The 22,034-nt window shown below is 51.5% G+C and carries 20 protein-coding genes; 8 read left to right on the plus strand and 12 right to left on the minus strand.

Going from position 1 to position 22,034, the window contains the following annotated elements; translation table 11 throughout:
• Complete coding sequence (gene sulP / locus ABJM21_RS11910) at positions 1 to 1,770, plus strand: sulfate permease (RefSeq protein WP_348300931.1); 1,770 nt, start codon at positions 1 to 3, stop codon at positions 1,768 to 1,770.
• A 286-nt stretch (positions 1,771 to 2,056) separates the two neighbouring features.
• Here the strand turns inward: sulP and ABJM21_RS11915 are convergent, their stop codons facing one another.
• The 5 genes from ABJM21_RS11915 to ABJM21_RS11935 all read right to left on the minus strand — a co-directional run bounded on the left by ABJM21_RS11915 (position 2,057) and on the right by ABJM21_RS11935 (position 5,007).
• Entirely contained in the window at positions 2,057 to 2,386 is a 330-nt protein-coding gene (locus ABJM21_RS11915; protein WP_348377256.1) for a hypothetical protein, read from the minus strand.
• A gap of 447 nt (positions 2,387 to 2,833) precedes the next feature.
• Complete coding sequence (locus ABJM21_RS11920; RefSeq protein ID WP_348301674.1) at positions 2,834 to 3,637, minus strand: DUF4403 family protein; 804 nt, start codon at positions 3,635 to 3,637, stop codon at positions 2,834 to 2,836.
• Between the two features lie 43 nt (positions 3,638 to 3,680).
• Positions 3,681 to 4,079 (minus strand): nuclear transport factor 2 family protein, encoded by a 399-nt coding sequence (locus ABJM21_RS11925; RefSeq protein ID WP_348300929.1) that lies wholly within the window; start codon positions 4,077 to 4,079, stop codon positions 3,681 to 3,683.
• A 42-nt stretch (positions 4,080 to 4,121) separates the two neighbouring features.
• Positions 4,122 to 4,556 (minus strand): hypothetical protein, encoded by a 435-nt coding sequence (locus ABJM21_RS11930; RefSeq protein ID WP_348300928.1) that lies wholly within the window; start codon positions 4,554 to 4,556, stop codon positions 4,122 to 4,124.
• 64 nt (positions 4,557 to 4,620) lie between these two features.
• The gene (locus tag ABJM21_RS11935; RefSeq protein WP_348300927.1) at positions 4,621 to 5,007 is read right to left on the minus strand and encodes a DUF4440 domain-containing protein; all 387 of its coding nucleotides are present in this window, start codon (positions 5,005 to 5,007) and stop codon (positions 4,621 to 4,623) included.
• 105 nt (positions 5,008 to 5,112) lie between these two features.
• On the opposite strand from ABJM21_RS11935, the gene ABJM21_RS11940 reads away from it, so the two are divergent.
• Positions 5,113 to 6,024, plus strand: a complete 912-nt coding sequence (locus tag ABJM21_RS11940) for a LysR family transcriptional regulator (protein WP_348300926.1) — start codon at positions 5,113 to 5,115, stop codon at positions 6,022 to 6,024.
• A gap of 31 nt (positions 6,025 to 6,055) precedes the next feature.
• Here ABJM21_RS11940 and ABJM21_RS11945 read toward each other — a convergent pair whose 3' ends face one another.
• The gene (locus ABJM21_RS11945; RefSeq protein ID WP_348300925.1) at positions 6,056 to 6,952 is read right to left on the minus strand and encodes a LysR substrate-binding domain-containing protein; all 897 of its coding nucleotides are present in this window, start codon (positions 6,950 to 6,952) and stop codon (positions 6,056 to 6,058) included.
• Between the two features lie 120 nt (positions 6,953 to 7,072).
• Here ABJM21_RS11945 and ABJM21_RS11950 point away from each other — a divergent pair, with 120 nt between their 5' ends.
• The 5 genes from ABJM21_RS11950 (at position 7,073) to ABJM21_RS11970 (ending at position 12,319) form a co-directional block, all read left to right on the plus strand.
• Positions 7,073 to 7,624 carry a carboxymuconolactone decarboxylase family protein gene (locus ABJM21_RS11950; protein ID WP_348300924.1) on the plus strand — a complete coding sequence of 184 codons (552 nt, stop codon included), beginning with the start codon at positions 7,073 to 7,075 and terminating at the stop codon, positions 7,622 to 7,624.
• 80 nt (positions 7,625 to 7,704) lie between these two features.
• The gene (locus tag ABJM21_RS11955) at positions 7,705 to 8,184 is read left to right on the plus strand and encodes a nuclear transport factor 2 family protein (protein ID WP_348300923.1); all 480 of its coding nucleotides are present in this window, start codon (positions 7,705 to 7,707) and stop codon (positions 8,182 to 8,184) included.
• 43 nt (positions 8,185 to 8,227) lie between these two features.
• Positions 8,228 to 8,875: a glutathione S-transferase gene (locus ABJM21_RS11960; protein WP_348300922.1), complete on the plus strand. Its 648-nt coding sequence runs from the start codon at positions 8,228 to 8,230 to the stop codon at positions 8,873 to 8,875.
• A 149-nt stretch (positions 8,876 to 9,024) separates the two neighbouring features.
• Positions 9,025 to 11,004 carry a hypothetical protein gene (locus ABJM21_RS11965; protein WP_348300921.1) on the plus strand — a complete coding sequence of 660 codons (1,980 nt, stop codon included), beginning with the start codon at positions 9,025 to 9,027 and terminating at the stop codon, positions 11,002 to 11,004.
• A 427-nt stretch (positions 11,005 to 11,431) separates the two neighbouring features.
• Positions 11,432 to 12,319, plus strand: a complete 888-nt coding sequence (locus tag ABJM21_RS11970) for a DUF4238 domain-containing protein (RefSeq protein WP_348300920.1) — start codon at positions 11,432 to 11,434, stop codon at positions 12,317 to 12,319.
• Between the two features lie 164 nt (positions 12,320 to 12,483).
• On the opposite strand, the gene ABJM21_RS11975 is transcribed toward ABJM21_RS11970, so the two are convergent.
• The 4 genes from ABJM21_RS11975 to ABJM21_RS11990 all read right to left on the minus strand — a co-directional run bounded on the left by ABJM21_RS11975 (position 12,484) and on the right by ABJM21_RS11990 (position 16,676).
• A complete protein-coding gene (locus ABJM21_RS11975; protein WP_348300919.1) occupies positions 12,484 to 13,785 on the minus strand; it encodes an APC family permease in 1,302 nt (433 codons plus the stop codon).
• Positions 13,778 to 15,124 carry an MFS transporter gene (locus ABJM21_RS11980; RefSeq protein WP_348300918.1) on the minus strand — a complete coding sequence of 449 codons (1,347 nt, stop codon included), beginning with the start codon at positions 15,122 to 15,124 and terminating at the stop codon, positions 13,778 to 13,780. The genes ABJM21_RS11975 and ABJM21_RS11980 overlap by 8 nt, the downstream gene beginning before the upstream one ends.
• Positions 15,125 to 15,327: 203 nt before the next feature.
• A complete protein-coding gene (locus ABJM21_RS11985) occupies positions 15,328 to 15,789 on the minus strand; it encodes a hypothetical protein (protein ID WP_348300917.1) in 462 nt (153 codons plus the stop codon).
• A 233-nt stretch (positions 15,790 to 16,022) separates the two neighbouring features.
• Positions 16,023 to 16,676, minus strand: coding sequence for a PEPxxWA-CTERM sorting domain-containing protein (locus ABJM21_RS11990; protein WP_348300916.1), 654 nt, complete (start codon positions 16,674 to 16,676; stop codon positions 16,023 to 16,025).
• Positions 16,677 to 17,011: 335 nt separating this feature from the next.
• Between ABJM21_RS11990 and ABJM21_RS11995 the strand changes: the two genes are divergently transcribed.
• A complete protein-coding gene (locus ABJM21_RS11995) occupies positions 17,012 to 18,613 on the plus strand; it encodes a winged helix-turn-helix domain-containing protein (protein ID WP_348372365.1) in 1,602 nt (533 codons plus the stop codon).
• 20 nt (positions 18,614 to 18,633) lie between these two features.
• Here ABJM21_RS11995 and ABJM21_RS12000 read toward each other — a convergent pair whose 3' ends face one another.
• Entirely contained in the window at positions 18,634 to 20,991 is a 2,358-nt protein-coding gene (locus ABJM21_RS12000; protein WP_348302476.1) for a TonB-dependent receptor, read from the minus strand.
• Between the two features lie 141 nt (positions 20,992 to 21,132).
• Positions 21,133 to 22,032, minus strand: coding sequence for an alpha/beta hydrolase (locus ABJM21_RS12005; RefSeq protein WP_348302629.1), 900 nt, complete (start codon positions 22,030 to 22,032; stop codon positions 21,133 to 21,135).
• Between the last annotated feature and the right edge of the window lie 2 nt (positions 22,033 to 22,034).

Genomic DNA, 22,034 nt, shown 5'->3' on the forward strand with positions numbered 1-22,034 from the left:
ATGAAAATCTCCAGATACTTCCCGATCCTCGAATGGGGCCGATCGTATAATTCTACGACTCTGACCAACGACGGGGTCGCAGCAATAATTGTTACGATCATGCTGATTCCGCAAAGCCTTGCCTATGCCATGCTCGCAGGGCTGCCTGCGCAAATCGGACTTTACGCATCGATCATGCCACTGATTGCCTATGCAATATTTGGCACCAGCCGAACGTTGGCTGTGGGCCCTGTTGCGGTGGTATCGCTCATGACATTGACCGCAGCGAGTACTATCGCGCCGCCCGGAAGCCCTCAATTTATCGCGGCCGCTTTAGTACTGGCGTTGCTGTCGGGTCTGTTCCTGCTGCTGATGGGAATATTCAAGCTTGGTTTTTTGGCCAATCTGCTGTCGCATCCAGTGGTATCAGGGTTCATAACCGCTAGCGGCATCATCATTGCAACCAGCCAGTTAAAGTCCATTCTTGGTATCAAAGCCAACGGCGCTGCAATGCCGGAGCTTATTTCAAGTCTATTCTCATCAATTGGCACCGTGAATATACCAACCCTTGTCATCGGCGTGCTCGCCACCGCTTTTTTATTCTGGGTCCGCAGAGGATTAAAGCCGCTTCTGATGCGTCTCGGCCTGAAAGCGCGCGCAGCAGAATTGACCGCTAAAACAGGTCCGATCGCCGCCGTTGCGGTGTCGACAATTGCCACCATAGCTTTGGGATTAGAGGCCAGAGGCGTAAAGGTCGTTGGTGATATCCCGCAAAGCTTGCCACCTTTTTCCGTGCCGTTAATTGACCTTGAACTATGGAAAACGCTCGCCATTCCGGCCCTACTGCTTAGCATCATTGGCTTTGTTGAATCTGTATCGGTTGGGCAAACTCTGGCCGCCAAAAGGCGCCAGCTTATCGATCCGGATCAGGAACTTGTTGGTTTGGGCGCGGCCAATTTGTCGGCAGCATTTTCCGGCGGCTATCCTGTCACAGGCGGATTTGCCCGATCAGTGGTCAATTTTGACGCAGGGGCAGAGACGCCAGCCGCCGGTGCCTTTACGGCAGTTGGTATCGCCGTCGCTGCTCTGTTTCTGACCCCATTGCTGGCATCGCTCCCCATCGCCACACTCGCAGCAACGATCATTGTGGCCGTGCTCAGTCTGGTCGATCTAAAAACGCCGCGCACCATCTGGCTCTATTCCAAGACCGATTTCTCAGCGATGGCAGCAACTATTTGCATTACCCTTCTCGCTGGCGTTGAACCGGGCGTTATAGCCGGAGTGGCTCTTAGCCTCGCTCTATTTTTATGGCGCAGTTCGCGGCCCCATGCCGCAATTGTTGGACGCGTGCCAGAGACTGAGCATTTTCGTAACATTGACCGCCACAACGTATTTACCGATCCGCGCATATTGACGATCCGGATCGATGAAAGCCTGACCTATCTCAACGCACGCTGGCTGGAAGAATTTATTTTGGAACAGGTCGCGGACCATAGAGATGTCCGCCACGTGATCCTGATGTGCTCGGCAGTTAACGCCATTGATGCATCCGCACTGGAAAGCATTGAAGCGGTTAACCACCGACTTGATGATTCCAACATAAGCCTACATCTTTCCGAAGTGAAAGGACCAGTCATGGACCGGCTTCAAAGGTCGCATTTTCTAGACGAGTTATCAGGACAAATTTTCCTCTCCCAAAACACCGCATATTCCAAACTCATCGAAGCCAGCAATCACAAGGAAGCGACTGATGATGGCAAAGACCTATGGAAAGCAAGAGGCCTCATATGATTGAAAGTGATCCCCGTAGTTAATTTGGTTCGGGTGCTAACTCCGGTCTGTGTAGGCTATTTGCGATCCACCGTTCCGATGCCCTGTTCTACCATAGCCCGTCGGTAGGGCTTAATTGCTCAAGCTGAAGGTCGCTCTCAAGGTCTTGCAGAAGCAAGCTTTATCAACCTTCACATAAGATAAATTATCAACCAACTTCTAGTGTCCGCTTTGGGCGCAAAAGCGGACACTAGAAGTTGGTTAGTTGATTGTCAGCAAGCACCCGAATAGCAGTCGTTTAGTCTCCTCAGTTGAAACACGAGCCTCCCTTGACATCTCCAGTGACCAGATCGAGATGAAACGGTAACCAGCAGTCGGCGCCTGATGTGGGATCATAGGCCTCTCCTGTAACGGACAGGTCATGCTGTTGTATATTGCGGATGCCGTCAAATGAGAACCGGCGACTTTCCCAGAGCAGCCGATCCTCATTGAATGCTTCAAACGAAAGCCCGTTGGAAATCACGATGGCTTGCAGACTATCTTCAAACCAGCTGTGAGTTATCCCGAACCCAATTTCACGCACCAGTTTCGCCTGAATATCGACCATATAGCCGACGCTACCAGTTATGACGAACACGGCGCGTGGTCCCAGTTCTACATGAATCGTGCTTAGACCGTCTTTATGAAAAGTAGCGAAGTTTCCCACCCACTCCTCGCCACTGTCAGTAGTGAACTTGACGACATATCCCTCCCGGAAAGCACTTGCATCGGGAAAAGCTATCGCGCGAGGTCCGTAGGGGGGTAGACCGTCTTGTGGTTCAGCTTTAAACATCGGACTTGAATAGGGATCAAGCTTCAGAATGGCAACGTCCGCTAACCACCCACGTTCAGACGTTAGACGCGGTGAAAGCTAATTTCCGCTAACGGGATATTGCGGTCAAAACGCTAGTGTCTGCCTTGGGCGAAAAAGCGGACATTAGGAAATGAACATTCAGAAAACCCAAAAACCATTCTGTAGGCCGCCGAGAAAAGAACTCGAGATCAAAGAAACAGCGCCCTGTTTCAAACAGACGCAGTATCAATTTTATTGAATAATTTTTTTGTTTCGTTTTCTCACCGCGCGGCGCTCGCGCCTTTTGGCAACTAGTGACGCAGCTTCCTTGGGTGCATAATACATTCTTCCATCCCCCACGGCGGGCGCTTGAACGATCAATCCTTCGGGCATGATATGCAAGCGCTCGAGATCGGCACTGATAAGGCGACCTCTGAATACGAGCTCCTCGAGCGGTTCTGCCTTTAGCCATTCGTCGGCTTTTTGCAGGCCATCATCATAGTTATTTGAAAAATCGTAGCTTATCTTGCGGATAAACTCCCTGTCGATTTCATCTTTGCTGACCACACCAACCAGTTTGTTAAACAAACGACTATTGGTTCGGCTGACGACGGACAGATTGGAAATTCCAATAATCTTGTTAGCAAGGTCCAGGCGCGGCCTTGCCAATATCCAAATTTTGCCCTCGACATCGCCAAGCCAGCTTATGGGTTCCTCAATGGTAAGGCCTATCCCTATGGCAATCTTACCGCCGTCAGCACCAAAAACCTCAACATCGTCAAAGCGGGCCTGAACCTGCGTTCCGTCTTCCATTTTTACAGTTTGAAATTGTCCAAGCTGCAATGCTTTTTCAATTGGCTTTTGGAACACAGAATAGGGGATGTGGAAAGGAACATGCACCCGGATTCCTTCGGGCGGGAGCGCCTTCATGAGATTTGGAAGAGAGGTGATTTCGGGGTCCTTCGGCCGACTGCCAAAAATCGTTTCCGTTTGCGCGCATGCAGCAAGATTGACGATCAAACGAAGGTTGCGAACGGTATATCCAGCAAAGCCAATTTGTTCTGCAAGTGTAACTCATGCTCATGGAAGTTCTGATCGGTCATGTCGTCTCTCGATCAAGGCTAGGCGGACCGTTGGGGCAATCAATTAAATAGCCCCAACCACCATTGTCGAGCTTCTTCGCGACTTCTGTTGATTGACCTTCCGCCATGACCGATCCGTCTGGTGCGATAACACGCCAGTTTGCCCGGAGAAGTGCTGTGTCGCCCGTAACAACTTCGCTAAAGACATCACTTTCGATCTTAGGACGCACTTCCAAGAAGCCTTCAAAGGCCTTTTGGGCTCCATCCAAGCCCACGCTTGGCGGGGCATCTGGCGGAAAGAACACAAGGCAGTCGGGGTGGAACATTGATACGATCCCATCCAAATTGCCTTCTTGAAGATAAGCGCTGACGCAGTCGGCGATTTCGCGCGGTTGCTGTGCTATGTGTTGGGTCATTGGAGGCCCCTTTCTGTATTAGGTTGAGAGTTATCGGTAGCTTTAGAAATCGAACGAACCTGCGTTTCGCACGGCATCGGGAAGCCATGTTTCCTGAATGTGCAGCCACGTCACGGGATTGGTCATTTCGACAAGAACAGTGGTGACACGCGCGTTGTTCGCCTCAGAAGACAAAGCAGCGCCGGTCTGCCATTCCGTGTACGTCGCGAGAACCAAATTGCCGCGTTCATAGCGGACATCTACGTCCCGAATTTGGATGCGGAAGTCAGGGTTTGATCCGTAGCCACGCCCAAATCCCTCTTTCAGAACGCTGCCGGTCATGACCTGGCCCTCTGGCGGGATGAATTGCACGTCTTCGTGCAAATGCGATAGAAAACGCGGCTCGAGCTGGTCACGCTGAGCCGTGCCGTTGAACCATTCGGTGAAGAAATCGTGTAGGTCTACAATCTCTTTGGTGACTGTTTCCAGAGTTGTCATGTGTCTGGCTCCTGTAAGTGTCGAGGAGATATGGTCGCGCCGAACCGGCGCGACCACAGGGCGCTTACGCAGGCCCGTTGTTGTCCATGTCGAGGAACATCTTCCATGCGCCGGTCTCATCGCGCTTATAGCCAAGCACCAAACGACCTTCAGGCTTTTTGACTTCACCAGTGTCGCGCATCTTCATGGTTCCGTAGAACCGGCCTGATACGATTGCCGTGTCGCCATAGAATTGCAGGTCCTCGATGTCATAACCGGAGGTGATTTCTGCTGCTGCGATACGCGGATTGTACTTGTCCCGGATTGCTTGAGTTCCGACAGTAACGGGCTGGCGCTCGTTTATCGTCATTACGTCCGCGTGACATGAGGCGACCATCCGCTCAATGTCGCCGCCGTCAAGGCCGCCGTTCCACTCTTCAATTGCGGCTTCGATTTCTTCACGTTCAGTCATGTTGTTACTCCTTTGTTGCGGTTTTGACTTGCCAATAGAAATAGATGAATGTTATTGTTCTAACAATAGTGATTTAACTGAACATACTGTAAGGAATATCGAACAATGGAACGACAGCAGCTAAGTGATCTTACGGTCTTCGCAGAAGTTGCGCGTGCAAAGGGGTTCCGCGCTGCCGCATCGCGTCTGAACCTTCAGGCAGGTTCAATCAGCGAAGCCGTGCAGCGTTTTGAAGATCGCATTGGCGTTAGGCTATTTGAGCGATCTACCCGCTCGGTTGCGCTTACGTCTGCAGGCGAAAGGCTTTATTCGCGCAGCCTACCGGCTCTGTCCGATCTTGAGATAGCTATTCAGGAACTTGATGAAGCCAAGGATGTGATTGCAGGCACGCTAAAGCTTAGTGCGCCGTATAGCGCTGGGCCATTTTTTCTGGATCGACTTCTAGCGCAGTTTGCAGAAGACTATCCAGACGTGCAAATCGAACTAATCTATGACGACGCGAAAGTCGATCTGGTTACAAGCGGTATCGATGCTGCGATCCGGTCGAACACACTTCTTGAGCAAGACACCCATGCTGTACCTGTCGGACCTGCGCTTAAGATGGCAGTCGTCGCATCGCCTGATTACCTCTCAAAAAACGGTACGCCTGAAAGCCCCGATGATTTACTTGATCACGATGGAATATTTTTTGCATTCGGTAACTCAGGAAATGTCGCGCCCTGGTCCTTCGAAGGGCCGAATGGCCCGCGTTTAATCAATCCCAAGCGCCGGATCGCCATTAACAATCTTCGATCCATGGTACAATTTGCTGAAAGCGGTCTGGGCATTGCCTATGTCTATAAAGAAGCCGCCAAAGACGCGCTGGATCAGGGCCGATTGCTGTCGCTTTTTGAAGGGCAGGTCCCGCAGCTTGCGCGTTATTCATTAAACTACCGAACGAAGCGTCACATGCCGCCTCGATTGCGAGCATTCATAGACTTAGCGAAATGTGCATCAGCCGATGGCGCGCTCGCTTGATTGGCTTCTCATTTTGCCCGGTACTTCGCGTTCAATTCAGCACAGCAACAGCGCGAAGTCGTTCCGATGCAAGGTCAACAAACGCCCGGACCTTTCCCGCTGCCCGGCGGCCTTCGACATGAACTAAGTTGATGGGCAAGGGTTCTGGCTCAAAATCTTCAAGCACGGTTTGCATTGCGCCGCTCTCAAGGTCAGGACCGATTTGATAGGATAAAACGCGCGTGAGACCCCAACCTTTTCGGGCTATTTCAAGACCCGATGCCACGCTGCTTACTGTCAAGCGAGAGTCGATCCGGATCACCTGATCCATATCGTAGCCAAATCTCCATTCTGGAGATGGGCTGACGGGACGGATAGCGGCGGTTCTGTGTGCCTTTAGGTCCTCCGGAGAACGAGGCATGCCATACTTGGCAAAGTAGTCGGGTGAGCCGCAAATCACTCTTCGCACGCGGCCTACTTTGACCGCAGAAAGATCAGACGATGGTAAGTGCCCGATCCGCACAGCAATATCAAACCCTTCCTCAATCAGATTTACGATGCGGTCCCCCATGACAACATCAACCGAAATGTCAGGATAAAGGTCAAGAAACTCGCTGAGGATCGGCATCACATAGATACGCCCAAATTCATGCGAGCAGGTTAACCGCAATTGACCAACCGGATTGGTTGCCGCACCTGAAGCGGTATCATTTGCGGTTTGTAAATGTTCAAGGATTTGCCGGGCGTCTTCAAGATATGCCTGGCCAATGTCAGTCAGGCGTACTCGCCGGGTAGTGCGTGTGAAGAGCCGCGTTCCTAACCGTTCTTCTAAAGAATTAATGCCTCGAGTTATGGAGGGCGCGCTGAGCCCGGTCGCACGGGCCCCGCCAGCAAAACTCTGCGCTTCAGCCACAGCCACAAAAACTTCTAGTGCTTGAATTCGATCCATATGATCTATTACTATCAATGTATGAAATAATCTATTTTAAAAGCACACTATTCTTCTGCAATATAGATCACTCTATCTCCTTCGGTATCAGCACGACACCAAATTAAAAGGAGACAAAATATGTCCCGCATTCCTACCCCAGCTAAGGTTTCTGAAGCACCAGAAGGTTCCCACCCACTCCTCGAAGCGGTTGAAGGATCGATCGGCTCAGTGCCAAACCTCTTTCGCCTTGTTGCAACCAGCCCAGCCACGCTTGAAGGCATGCTGGGTTTGAATGGCGCGCTAGGAAAGGGCGCACTTAACGCGGCAACGCGCGAACGTATTGCCCTCGCAATAGCGAACTTTAACGGCTGTAGCTATTGCAACAGCGCCCATACTTACATCGCCAAAAACGTTGCCAAACTGGATGAGGCTGAGATCGAAGCCAACCGCAAGGGACGCTCGACGGATGCAAAGGCCGATCCGGCAGTACAATTCGCGCTGAAGATTGCCGAGCAACGCGGCCGCATTACCGATGGTGACATCGCGGCGGTCAAACTCGCAGGCTTCACCGACGCCGAACTCCTCGAGATCGTGGGGCACGTCGGATATAACATCCTGACCAACTACCTCAACGAGGTGTTTGGAACGGAGATTGATTTCCCCGTGGTCGAAGCGGCCCGCGCCGCCTGACCCCATAGGGAGGCCTGCCGTTTCCCCCTCCCTGATCCCCACCGCAGGCCTCCCTCCCCACCCAACCTAGGAGTCAAACGATGGAACAGAAAGAAGCCCCCCGAGCACCGCCGCCACCTTTCACGCAAGAGACGGCAATCGAGAAAGTCCGGCTCGCAGAAGATGGCTGGAACTCTCGCGATGCGGCCAAAGTTGCGCTTGCCTACACATCCGACAGCAAATGGCGCAATCGCGCAGAGTTCCCAAGCGGCCGCGCTCAGATCGAAGAATTCCTAACCCGTAAATGGGCAACGGAACTCGACTATCGCCTTATTAAAGAGCTCTGGGCGTTTGATGCCAACCGCATCGCCGTCCGATACGCCTACGAATATCGCGATGACAGCGGAAACTGGTTCCGCGCCTATGGCAACGAGAATTGGGAGTTCGATGCCCAAGGCTACATGGCCGTGCGGCATGCCAGCATCAACGAACACCCAATTGCCGAGCAGGACCGCAAGTTTCGCTGGCCACTTGGCCGCCGACCCGGCGATCATCCGAGCCTGTCTGAATTCAATTTTTGAAGCCCCCACCAAAGCAAATAAATTTTAATGAAAGGACTTACCAATGAACACTCACTTGCCCGCCGATGCGAATCCCATAAAGCTTTTTCGTAACCCCAAATCAGGCCATAGCCACCGGGCCGAATTGATGCTTGCGCTGTTGGACATTCCCTATGAGACCATTGATCTGGACATGACCAATGGAGCCCATAAAGCGCCCGAATACCTCAAGATCAGCCCGTTTGGTCAAGTACCTGCCATTGACGATAATGGTGTTACTCTATCCGATTCCAACGGTATCATCGCCTATCTGGGTGAGCGCTATGGCGACACTGATGAATGGATTGGAAAAGACCCAATTGAAAAGGGGCAAGTACAACGCTGGCTCTCGGTTGCAGCGGGTGAAATCTTCGCAGGACCGTGCTGCGCGAGACTCGTCACCGTCTTTGGTGCTCCATTCGATCACGCAGCCTGCATCGCAAAATCGCACGCTCTGTTTGAAGTCATGGAGAAGCATCTTGGTGGCAAAAGTTTCCTCGTTGCAGAACGCCTGACTTTGGCAGATGTGGCCGGATATAGCTATATCGCGCATGCACCCGAAGGCGGTGTCAGCTTGGATGCCTATCCTAATATCCGCAACTGGTTAGGCAACGTGGAAGCGCAGCCACGCTTTGTTGCAATGGCAAGTTCGCCAATACCAGCTGCGGCCTAATCCAACCAAGGGAGCCATATCATGATTGTAGCACTAGGTATCTTCCGTCCCGGAGGTAACGTTAGAATCCGTGATTCAGCGATCTCAATCGCGAGCGCGGCTGATCTAAAAGTCAGCCGCGCCAAATATCGTCGATGAAAGGACCGAAAATGACCGCAGGACATCCATGGCATAGAGGCGAGGCGCTGGTTCAAGAGCGCCGTGGCACACCGCGTGAGCTTTCAGTATCGGTGCCAGATCATATCGAAAAGGATATGCCTCAGCAGCACGCGGAGTTCTTTGCCGGACTGGATTACCTGCCCTTGGCGACGCTGGATAAGCAGGGTCGGCCATGGGCTAGCATTCTGGTCACCACGTCGGATAGTGACCCTTCCATTGGCGTCACGACATCTGGCCGTAACCAGACCGACGTTGTCGCCGAAGTGAGTCCTTACGATCCCTTCGTTCGAGCTTTGGGACCAGACCAGGAACCCTCTGACGATGATCGCCGCCTTTTTGCCGGAGTAGGGGTGGATTTCTCCAATCGCCGGCGCAACAAACTGGCAGGACTCATCGAGCCCATCTCACTCGACACTATCGGCAAAGTTAGTCTGCGACTGATCTCCGATCAGCATCTGGGCAATTGCCCCAAATACATCACGGTCCGCTCGCTAGAGCATAAGGCTCGAGAGGCTGAGCTAGCCCTCGATAGCTTTGATGCGCTCACAGCGGCTTTGCCAGATGCTTCAAAGGACCTGATTGCTCGGGCAAGCACAGTGTTTCTGGCGACAAAACACAGTGAGAATGGTGATGATGCGTCTCTCGACCAAAGAGATATGGGGCTCAATCATCGCGGTGGAGCTCCGGGCTTTGTGCGTGTGTACGAAGAAAGGGGCGGTGACGGCGTCACCACCTATCTGATCCTGCCAGACCATTCTGGAAACCGTTTCTATCAGTCATTGGGAAACATCGAAACCGACAGGCAGGTCGGGTTGGCGTTTCCCGATTTTACCACGGGCGATGTTCTCTACGTCACCGGCAATGCTGAAAACTTGTACGATACTGAAGCAGAAGCAATCATGCCGAGAGTTGGCCTACTTACGCGCATCCAAGTGACTGGAGCGGTGTTTGTAAAAGGCGCGCTGAACCTGCGACTTTTATCTGAAGAACAGCATTCTCCTTACAATCCTCCTGTACGATATCTTCGGTCTGAATTGGACGCGATGGGCCATATTGCTGATGCGGTTGAGGCATCCAATCCGATTGGAGCAACACTCGTTTCGACCCGGCAAATCTCCGATACCGTTCGCACATTCACCTTTGATTTGTCGGAAGAGATTGAAATGCCCATGCCGGGCGGCTTCGGCATCTTCGATTTCTCCGGGATGCTCGATTCTGGGTATAGCCACATGAATGAAGCCAATCCTCAAATGGTGAACGAAGACTTTGTTCGCACCTGGACTCTCTCAAACGCTCCGGAGTTTGATGCAGAGAAAAACCTGTTCCGATCAACCAATCAGGTCAGTGTGACGGTCAAGCGCAAACCAGGCGGGCTGATGTCCAACTTCTTGCATAAGTATGCGGCCCAACAGATCGAGCAACCAATGCAGGTGGACTTCAAGGGCGCTGGTGTCGGGTTTAGTTGCTTTACTCCAGATCCGGCAGGCGGAGCCCCAACTATTCCGGCGAAGATGCTCTGGGTCGCGGGCGGTGTTGGTATCACCCCATTCATGGCGATGTGGGACGGGATAAAGAATGTCACAAAAACCCTCCCCGAACAGATGTTTTCTGAGATCGTCTTGGTGTTCTCCGGGCGCGGCGATGACATCAACGTCTTGAGGCATTTTTTGGCGACAAGCAATGCATTGCCAGAAAGTCTCAGTATTCGCATCCTTGCTTTTCAAAGCGTGGGCGAGGCCTCATCAGAAGCTCAAACTGCGCTTGATATTTTAACCCAGAAATTTCCTGATGCTGCGCTGAATATTGCACAAAGGCGCATTCAATTCTCGGACTTAAACGCAATCGAGGAGTTGGCCGACAGAGAGGTGTTCCTGTGCGGACCGGACCCCTTGATGAATTGGAGCAAGAACGCGCTTCGTGAGCTCGGTGTCAACGAATCCAAGCTGCATCAAGAGCAATTTGCCTTCTGATGGTCGGCATTGGCGACAACGAAGCTATTGTGGGGGGTGTATGGCAATGGGCATAGTCAGTACGACGCTATGGCCACTTCAGTTTCAATCTCATGCACGAGCGCGTTCGATAGCCAGCGCTAGCATGCTTAGCTTCAGATCTCACTTAAGTGCCAGTTTTTGTCCGTAACGGATTGTCCGACTTCCACCTCAATAGTGGACGCCAGCCGCAAACCAACTGGCGTCCAACATCAGTCAGATCTCTGTCTTCTCAGCTAGTGTACCGAACAGAGAAATCGAACAGTTCTTCTTCGGGAAGTGGGACAGGGCTGCGCCGGCGGCGCTAGACCATTTTTCAGATTTCGCTTTTGGTGGTGGAAGCGAGGACGCTTTCAACGTTCTGCTTCCCTATCTTAGTATTCAGAAGTTGCGCACACCGAGAGGTCTTGTGTGGTTGCAAAAACACCTACGATCCCGCGACAAGAATCAGGTGCTTCTCGATCTACAAGAACTTCAAAATCTGTTCTGTGCAATCTGGACTGAGTGTGCTTGGCAAATTGCTGATGCATCCGAAAGCGGGACGAAGTTCATAATCTCCGACAATCCGGTGGTTTCTTGCAATCGAGAGTGTCAGCCGAACTCCCAATGGTGCCGAGGCGTTGAAAGCCCGGACGTTCGATATGTGGCCACGCACACCTATTTCCCATTGAACCCCAACAAGATCCTGATTTTCACAAACTTATCTTGGGTTCGGGACCCTTTTCAAAAACCCCGTACCGTTAGACCCAATCCTGGCTTCTTTCGCAATGCGATGTTCAAGTTCACCGATATTCAGGTTGAGCGAATGCTGACAGAGGAGGAGGTGAGAGAAATAAACTACATCACTAAGATGAGTGCTCATCGCTATATCGCAGCGGCCGAGAAAGAGTGGCTTTACCCCGAAGAACACCTTTCATCGACAACTTGGCGGACATTCGGCGACGGCTACCTCCTTATGCCCGATCCCCGACACGTTCATGGCGGTGGCGAAATCATCATTGGCTACAAGGACGGTCATAGTGAGCGCTTTTCGGAATATGGTCACAGGCCTTGGGATAGTGACTTCAAAAACAAAAGGCGTGAGAAGCGTGAGTGGGATGCAATGCAAAAGTTCAAAGCAGAATGGGCAGCAACCTATGGTCCGGAATACCGAGGAGTTATTTACAATATGGGCCCCAAAGACGCTCGAAGAGCAATGAGCGACGACTATTATCTAGATGAATGCGAAAGAGACAAAGAATACCTCAAGGCTGCCGGTGAGCTAAACCGACGAAAGAAACTGCAACGAAGAAGATGACGCTTTGGATTGATGTCCAAGCGTAGCACAATGTCCGCTTTCAACTAATTGAACACCGACGATCAACGGCCGAAATTGGGGCGCAAAGCGGATTGTCCGCTTTGCGCCCCAATTTCAGACATTCCCATAGATACCGCTTATCCCGAAAGCGGACACTAGCGATATTATGTTTGCGCGACCTTCGGAATTTGTTGCGATACTCGGTATTTTGCTAGCCAGTACAAAATTGTCCCAATCGCTATCATAACCATAGTTGAGAGAATTGCAGTTGCCGGAACTTGCCACGACATCCAAGCGACCATTGCGACTGCAACGGGAAGGATTACTAGCCACCGGGAACCAGTAGCGTCTCTTAGTTCGCGAAAGTTGCTTTTCCATAAGGCACCGAAAGAAAGCAGTATCAATGCGAAAATAATTTGCTCAACCGCGACAAGCAATGTGGCAAGTGTTGCAAAAGAACCGGTTATTGCAATGGTCGCTACGAATAGCCCATAGGACAAAATGGCATAATCGGGAGTCAGAAAACGGGGAGAAACATGGGCAAAAAAGCGCGGCAAAAGATTTCTCTCCCCCATTCCGAAAAGAACACGTGGGAAAACAATAAAGCCGCATAGCTGATTGGTAGCAATGGAAAAGACCGCCGCAATACTGATCATCACGCTCCCCCAATAACCGAACAGCTTTTGCGCGGCGACAGCCAGGGGAATATCTGCGTTGCCCGTTTCCGGCGCTATGGCGATGTAAGCCCATTGGACGACGGCATAGAATAGCGCCACGCCGACGATTGCCATAATCACGGAACGGAACACTGTTGTGCGGGGATCCTTCGTTTCACCGGCAGTGGCAATTGATGTTCCGAAACCCGAAAAAGCATAGGCGATTAAGAGAGCAACGGATTCCAGCCCAGAAAAGCTAGGCAATTCGATGTCAGCGGGCACACCATTCATCCCGATGCCAACAACACAAAGCAGCACGAGCGGAGCCAGTTTGAATATAGTCCCCACCCACACGCCGCCAATCGACCGTTTCGTACCAATAACAGACATTATGGTCATGAAAGCGATGCACGCTATAATTGTCATCGGGCGTGCGACCGGGCCGTCGAAAACCGGGAACAGCGCCGCCAGATAGGACACGAGCACATGGAAATTCGCGGCTCTGCCGGCACTGCTAGCGCAAATCACAAACCATCCGACTTGAAAGCCGGTAAATTTCCCCAAAGCTGTTTCGACATAAAGTTGCGCGCCGCCTGATTGATCGAAGACGGTCGAGAGTTTCGCGCAAGTCGCCGCCAAACAGATTGTCGGAATAGCGAAAAGTAGAATTGCAAACGGGGCGAAATTACCCAATCCAACATAAAGCAATGCCGGCAGGGCAAAAATACCCGCCCCGATCATCCCGTTGAGATTGAGCAAGCTTGCCCCGACAGTGCCCAGCACCCGCGGTGGTTTCAATGCTTCAGACACGCGCTATTCCCCCTGGCGTCACGCTAGCATCATTGCCAATTTGCCGGGTGGGAAATTTCACGACGAGCAAAACCAGGACCGAAGCAGCCTGCACAGCAACCAAAAACATCAGCATCACCTTTGGTTCGGCCAGCACCGCAATTGATGCGACTAATATGCCGGCCAGACTGATGCCCATGTTGGCGACGGCCATGAAAACAGAAAACTGGGTGGCCGCTATGGCGGGTGGGCTCAGTCGCATGTTGATAACAACAGTGCTAATGCCGCATAGCGAATATAGCAAAAACCAACCGATAGCAAAGCTGACCAATATCCGCGGGTCCGTCCAACTGTCTGCGGACCAAATCATCCAACTGAGCAACATCATATAGCCGATGCGCAAAATCCATAAGGCGCGTTGGGCTCCAATTTTGCCTATCGCAAACCCGCCAATGCTAATGGCCACAAGTCCGGCAATAAGCTGGGCTGTGCCATTGAGCGAGCCCAGTTGATCTTCCGCCCAACCGGTATGGGCGGTGGCTATGAGTGGTACCGCGACAATGCATATTCCATAGGTCAGGCCCGTGGTCAGCAGCGGCACGAACCACAAGAAACTGCGCACCGAAAGCGTATTTTTCAGAGCGGCCAAAAGCAATGGCAACCAGCTGTTCGACTGCGCCAAAATGTTCACGTCCTGCGCTTCGCCAATTGACCAGGGAAGGCGACGCTCGCCAACGCGTTCGCGCGTCCAAATAATATGGATAGTGACTAGCAGAACAAGAATGGCGCAGGCAATATAGGCGGCGCTCGCGCCAAAGACATAGATCACCGCCCCCGTAAACGAAGCAGAGGCCGCCATGCCCAAAATCTGACCACCTGAAGCAAGTCCTCCGCCCATGGATCGTTCGGATTCGGGGAGAATATCAACCGTTAGTCCATCAACCGCGACGTCTTGAAAGACAGTGGCGGTGTTAACCGCAAGCCCGGCAATCCCAAGCAGCAAGATATCGCGCGGCCCCGGATCGACTATTGCAAATAGGATGAGACAAACGATCATCACGGCCTGCGCCCCGATAATCCAGCTCCGGCGACGGCCCATGGAAAGCAGCGTGTAGCGGTCCATAACCATGCCCGCGATAAATTTAAAGCTCCAGGGAATACTGACCATCGCCACCACAAAGCCAATATCCTGCGCACTCGCACCGTTGACCGCCATCCATGCCGGTATAGCGAAATCAAACAGGCCAAGTGGTATGCCTTGGCCTGCATAGAGTAGAAAAATTGTGAACAACCGCCAATTGCGGTTTTCTGCAAGAGATACGGGCATAGGCGAAGGGCTTTGTAGCGCTACGGATTCCATAATATTCCCCCATCGAGCGCAAGTTGGCAAAACCCGCTTCGATACGTCCTGTTTCTTGTGATATTATTGAAAAATACCCGGCGAATGACGGGTCGCATATTCATTCGCCGGGTACCGGGCGGGGTCAGGACTGATAGCGCTTGAGGAGCACAAACAGCTCTATGCCAGAGGCATTAAGACCCCGTCATTTTGGTGCATTTCGTTTATTTGACTTCGACTTTACGCAACATATAGCTGCCGGTTATGGACCGGATCGTGGGATAAAGATCTTTCGAAATCTGCCGGGACTCTTTTACTTTTGTCTCGCCCCATTCTTTCATGAAGGCATCATATTTTTGCTTATTCGGTTCCAGATCAGCGGTGTTTGCGAACTTGGTCAGCAAAACCATATTGAAAGAGCCAGATGCTCCCAATTCGCTGCGATAGATTGCATAATCTTCGATCTGGCCGAGTTTTTTGGCGACTTCGTTGGACGCAATCCATGTCGAACGCAGGCCTTCCAGATAATAGTCCTCCATATTGGCGTCTATCTTGATGGTATCCATGACCCAGACTGAATCAGAAACCGTATAATCCTTGAACATTTCAAGCTGGGCCTGTGCAGGCGTTGCGGTTGCCAGAACACTGGCTGCTGCGATGGCTGCGAATTTCATTACATTTTTCATATCCATTCCCCTATTTTATGATCGGCATCCCTGCCTGCAATTTGGCTAGCGGGAGCCTGCGTCAAAGTCCTGATGGAAAAAATGATGTTTTTATGATGGCGCAGAAAGGCAAAGTGGCCATCCTGTTAGGGGTCGGAGTTAGGCGGTCATGCCTGTTTGGGTTGGGACCAGAGCGCAACGAAAAACCCCGCCAGATTGCTCCAGCGGGGCTGTTGCTGCGCTTCGGGTTGCAATTAAGCGTAGCTAACCTTGATATTCGCGTTTTGCGCGGTGTTTTTCTGACGCCGCCGATTTGATCTCAGGGCGCCGCCAACAGCGCCAAAGCCAAAGATCATAAACGCCCAAGTGGCAGGTTCGGGAACCGCACCAAGCGCCGCCTGGCCGATGTTCACGGTGATCGTGTCATTCGGCGTGGTGTAGGAATAGACACCAACATCGAGACCCAGGCTCGCTATGGTTGCGCCAGCAAAGGTCGCAGTCGATGCAATTGCAGAATTAGATATATAGCCAACAGGTAGGTAAACAGATGATTGATCCACCACTATACCAAACGTGTCACCGGAGAATGACTGTCCATTTAGCCGACGGCCCATTCCCCAATTCGATGGACCTGCTATTCCTTGATAAATATCAGACGGTGCCTTTTTAATTTCTGCGCCTAAAAAAAGGCCGCGCCTTGCTTCTACAGAGTTCAGAGCCCCCCCGTTAAAATTTGCAACACTGCGAAAAAACGTCAGGCCAGTTAAATCAAGCGAACCGCTGACAGTACCGATTACATCCGACCCATTTTGTTCAATGTTGATGACAATCGCTGCTTGCGCAGCGCCGGGTAGCGCAATCATACCTAGCGAAAATGCAGCGACGGAAGTGCGTAAAATATTTTTCATAAAGTTGTCCTTAGTGATTATTTTGATTGGCGATACTCGCGGGCAAACCGCCGTCCGGTGCGATTGACGCTCTATATCGATTTAAGATATTTGATATGCTTTGTTTCCCCTGGTTTTCCGTCGAGATATTGTCCCAATCCGTCTACAATTGCCGCATAACGCAATGACTTCCGCCCAGTCCTGATGAAAAATATGATGTTTTTATGATGGAACAGAGCTAGGCTCGAACCGGCGGTTTGGAAGATTCGTTTTACCGTGCGTTAAAAAAGAAAGTTTCTGGTTCGAGGCCACCTGAAATTTTCTTTTCCCAAGGGGTGGGATGGGGAGAAAAAGCCTTGAAGACAGCGAGTTTCGCTGCCCAGTCGGGCGCGGCTTTTCAGATAAACGGGGTGGCTGTTAATCCGGCCGAATTGACCGTGGGCCGTGATAAGGATGCGGTTCGGGTCGAGCCAAAAGTCATGGCCCTCCTCTCCATTCTCGCGACAAAATCCAACGTCCAGGTCAATCGGGAATATTTGATCGACACGATCTGGCAAGATGGCTTGGGCAGCGATGAATCGCTAACGCGCCTGGTCTATCAATTGCGCCGAGCGTTTAAGTCTTTTCCGAAACTCGAAAACACGATCAAAACGGTTTCCAAATCGGGCTATAAGCTGGAAGCCCCGGTTGAAGGACAGATTGAAACACCTCAGCCTCGCCGCCGAGGCACAGACAATATACAAATGGATCGGCGGGAATATAATCTTTCGATCGCGGTGATACCGGTCACCGATTATGACGATATTCCAGAGAACCGGTATCTTGTCGACGGTATGGCGCGTGATTTGACCGGCTTGCTCGCAAAAACACCGATGCTTTCTGTAACGCCGCACAGCTCGGTGATCGCTCTTCATGATCAAACACTGTCTATAGAAAATCTTGCCGAAACTATTGGCTGTCGTTTCATTCTGACGGGTAGTTTTCGGCGACAGGCGGAACAGATCAGACTGCGATTTGAACTGGTCGACACGCAAGATTCATCGCTCGCTTGGTCAGGTAAATATAATACTGTCCTGGACCAGTTTTTTGAAGTTCAGCATGATGTCTTGCTAAATGTATCAACCGCTATTTCCACCAATGTCCAGTTCCCGTTGGTGACGGCTGACAGGACGGCGCGACCGTTCAAAAACGAAGTATATCGTATCATTCAAACAACCGAAACGCTGCGCTACCGCTATGGGAAAGATACGGCTCAGGAAATTGTCCGGCTCCTCACAGAAGGTCTGGAAATCGATCCGGGCAATGCCGTGTTGCAGGCCGGTTTGGCGGTGCAATTGAGCCAAAATACTGTCAGTCAATGGGAGGAATATCCCAATGCCGCCCGCATTTCGGCCTTTCAGAATATCGAACTGGCCTTGGCAACAGCGCCCACCAATGCCGAGATATTGGGCGCGGCTGGCATTGTACATGCCATGTTCCATCAGCCTAAGGACGCGATTGGCTATTTGCGCCGGGCGGTAGAACTTGATCCCAATAACGCACATGCCACGGCGGTGCTTGGTTGGCAGATATGTCTAGCCAATGACGATGCAGACGGACTGAACTTTATTGAAGCGGCAGAAAGCCGTGCCCCCCATCACCCGCGCTTCGGCCTGTGGGCCACCTATCGCGCGACAGCCCATTTGTTCATGCTGGATTATGGCTCTGCTGTGCCCGCTTGCGAGCAAGCTATTTTGCGGACACCTCAATATTATCAACCGAGATTATCTCTGGCTTGGGCGTTGCTTGGCGCGGGAGATCATGATTCCGCGAAAAAGGCAACGGAAGAAGCCGAGAAATTCGAAGGCGCAGAGATTACTGCTAAATTTGTTTGCGAAATGAAAAAATGGTCCGCAAATTCTCCCCATGCGGAACAGTGTAATCAGGTGCTGGACGAGTTGCTCTTAATGTCCAGCTAACCCCAATATCCAGCGCCTGATCAGAATTTTTTGAGAATTTCGACGCCCCATTTCACCGGCTCGTTCAACGCTGCGTTGGGAAAGGCACCCAATGCTGTCACCTGCGATGCGTGGCGATTATCAAAGATATTCTTCCCAAAGACGGCCGCTGTAATATTGCTCGGCAGATGCGTGTATGAAACGCGCAAATTGACTTCATCAAAAGCCTCACCAGAGAAGGTGCTTTGGGTCTGGTTTGTCTCCAGAAAGAACACCTTGCTTTGGTAGCGATAGGAAGCGTGTAAGTTTAATTTTGCGGCGCTTCCAAGGGCCAGTTCATATTGCGCTGCGCCATAAAATTGAAAGTCGGGGGCGCGGCTCAGGCTATTTCCGGCAATATCAACCGGGGACAGGGGGATGGGCGCGCCAAATGGAAAACTGGTGTTTTCCGGTACGGCTGGAATGCTTCCTTCGGTAAACTCGGCATCCAATAGCGCGATATTGGCCGACAAGTTCAGCCCAGTAGTTGGTATTATGGTGAACTCGAATTCAGCACCCTTTATGCGTGCTTCTGCAGCATTGGCGATATTGACACCACCCGTGGGTACCGGCAGCCGTACTTGAAGATTGGTATAATCATAATAGAACGCACTGGCGTTCAGGCGTATTCTATTGTCCCAGAATTCTGATTTCAAGCCAACTTCATAAGCGTTTATGCCCTGTGAACCGAATTCAGGAGCCAGCCCGAAAACATTGAATCCGCCGCTGGTAAATCCTTGCGAGTAACTGGCATATAAGAGCAGGTCATCATCCGCTTTTGCTTCCAGAACGACGCGCGGCGAGAAGTCTGTGAATTTCCCGCTATCAGCAAAATCCGTCGGTGGCGTCAGCGTTGCGCCAGCAGCAAAACTCTGACCGGGAAAGACAGGTGCCGCAACAGGAACCATTCCGCCATTCAGTATGTTCACTGCCAACTGGTTGGTAAAATCTTTCTTTTCGGAAGAATATCGTCCACCGGCTGTAACCGAAAATATCTCATCGATCATCCATTTGCCTTCCGCAAAAACCGCAAAGGCATCAACTGTTTGCGTGGCTCGAAAGGCGGCAACTGTGCCTAAGCCGAAAAACCCGTTGATGTTGCGAATTTGGAAGAAGAAATCATTATCTTCACGGAAATACATTCCGCCCACAATCCACGATAAGGCGCTTTCCTCATTTGAGGACAATCGGATTTCCTGACTGAACTGGTCATTCTGCCCGTTACCGTCATTGTTGATTAAGCTTAGCGCTGTGCCATCGCTATCCTGAGCCGCATCAAATTCATAGCTGCGAAAAGCCGTTATCCAATCGAGGGTCAGCGTGCCAATGTCCCACCTTGCCTTCAGGTTTAGCCCGCGATGCTCGGCTTCATAGAAATTGGGATCATTTATCGCAAAGACACGATCATCTAAAACCTGATCAAAATCCGGACGGACGATAAAGGGCGAGGCCGATGCTGGATTTGAAAGGTCCGCCACAGCAATGGTTGCTGTATTGGACATTTGGTCGAAATAGTCGCCAACAAGGTCAATGGTCAGATTATCATCCGGGGTAAAACGCAATGATGCCCGCGCGAAAATATCTTCTGCTCCGCCAATCCGCGATCCATCGAAACTGTTCGTCCCATAGCCGCGCCTGTCCGCATAACCGGCAGCGATACGTCCGGTTAGCAGGCCATCGACAATAGGGCCCGAAATGGCGCCATTGACGCGATATTCATCGTAACTCGCAACCTCGGCGCCGATATAGCCCGTCAACGCGTCTGTCGGTGCTTTGGAGTTGATTAAAACCGCCCCGGCTGTTGAATTGCGACCATAAAGCGTGCCTTGAGGCCCGCGTAACACCTCAATATCTTGTATGTCGAATAAGGCCGCGGTGGAGATGCTCAGCCGGCCAACATAAACTTCGTCAATATAGACAGCCACCGGCTCGTCAGCGAAAAAATTACCCCCGCCATTGGCCCCACCTACGCCGCGAATGGCGAGCGGCGCGGCACCATAGTTCACACTATGCGTTGTGACAAAACCGGCAACTGTTGACGCCAAATCTTCAAGCGAATCAACATTGTTGCCGGTCAAAAAACCATCGGTAAGAGTTGTGATGGCAATCGGCACATTCTGCTGATTTTCTTGCCGTTTTTGCGCAGTGACAATGATGGTGGAAAGCCCGCCTTCACCGGCGCTATCTTTTCCAATATTATCTTGCGCAGCAGCCTGATTGCTTGTCGCAATAAACAAGCACAGTGCCAATACACGAACCACATAGTTCATGATACCAAGCCGCTGCTTGGTATATTCAGATGGATTGCCATGTTTGCCCCCGATAGTCTGCGCCTGTCCGAAAGATTTGACGCTATGCACGATAGTAAGTTCTGTAATTGCTGTTTTTAAGCGACGTATCAGATGAATATCAAGTCCGCATCCTTCATTTGAAGGATGCGGATCACGTTATTGCGATTTGCCTGCATTTAGAGCCCTGATCAGGGCCGCTGACATTTACTTTTACATGCTGAGGTCGCTTTTCAACCATTTCAAGAATACCGGACCCTGCTGATGATGCGCCAGATAACCGCAATTGGGTAGTATTTCCAAAGCCACATGCGGCAATTCACCTGCCCATTTTCGCGCCGCATTCCATTGGACATTGCGGTCATGCTCGCCAATCACCAACCGGACAGGAACGGGGCAATCGATAAGCAACGGCCGCCAATCCTCCGCAAAGCTAATGTCGCCATAATTGCCGATATAGCCATTTTCTTGATGGACGTAGAGTCCCTCTACGATGATCGGCAGAATATTGGGGCGGGATACCCATTCCACATCTTTTGCCGAAGCCCTGGTGACGGCTTTGGCAAAAGCTTCGGGGCCTTTGGTTTTTACAAAAGCAAACCCGGCCTTGCCCATAAAGCGTAAAGCCTGTGGAAAGCGCAAACGGGTCTGCGGGATCAGGCGGTTATAGCCATTGGTCCCTTCCAAATCTTCATCGCCCAGAACAGGCAGCAACGGGTGTGATGCGGTTATAGAGGTAAAGCGGTCCGGCATAAGCTGCGCTGCGGCCAGACCGTGGACAAGACCGGAACTGACCGTCATTAAGGCCGCTTTGTCGATGCGCAGATGATCAAGCAGCTCTTCCATCTCCAAAGCAAAGCTATAGGGGTCGCTGGATGCACCTTCATAAATACTGGTTCGCCCAAATCCCGGTCTCAGCGGCGCAACGATCTGCATATTGGCGCGAATAGCCGCATCGACAGTTTCCTTAAACCAGATGTCGCCAAAGACCTGGCAATGATAAAATAGGATTGTGTCGGGGCGCTTGTTTCCCGTTTTCGTCTTCGTCCCGAATATGGCATATTCAATCTGACGCCCATTCTTAAGCTTATATATCGAACGCTGGCTTTCCAGCT

It is taken from the genome of Parasphingorhabdus sp. (assembly GCF_039977335.1).
In the GTDB taxonomy this organism is placed as follows: Bacteria; Pseudomonadota; Alphaproteobacteria; order Sphingomonadales; family Sphingomonadaceae; genus Parasphingorhabdus.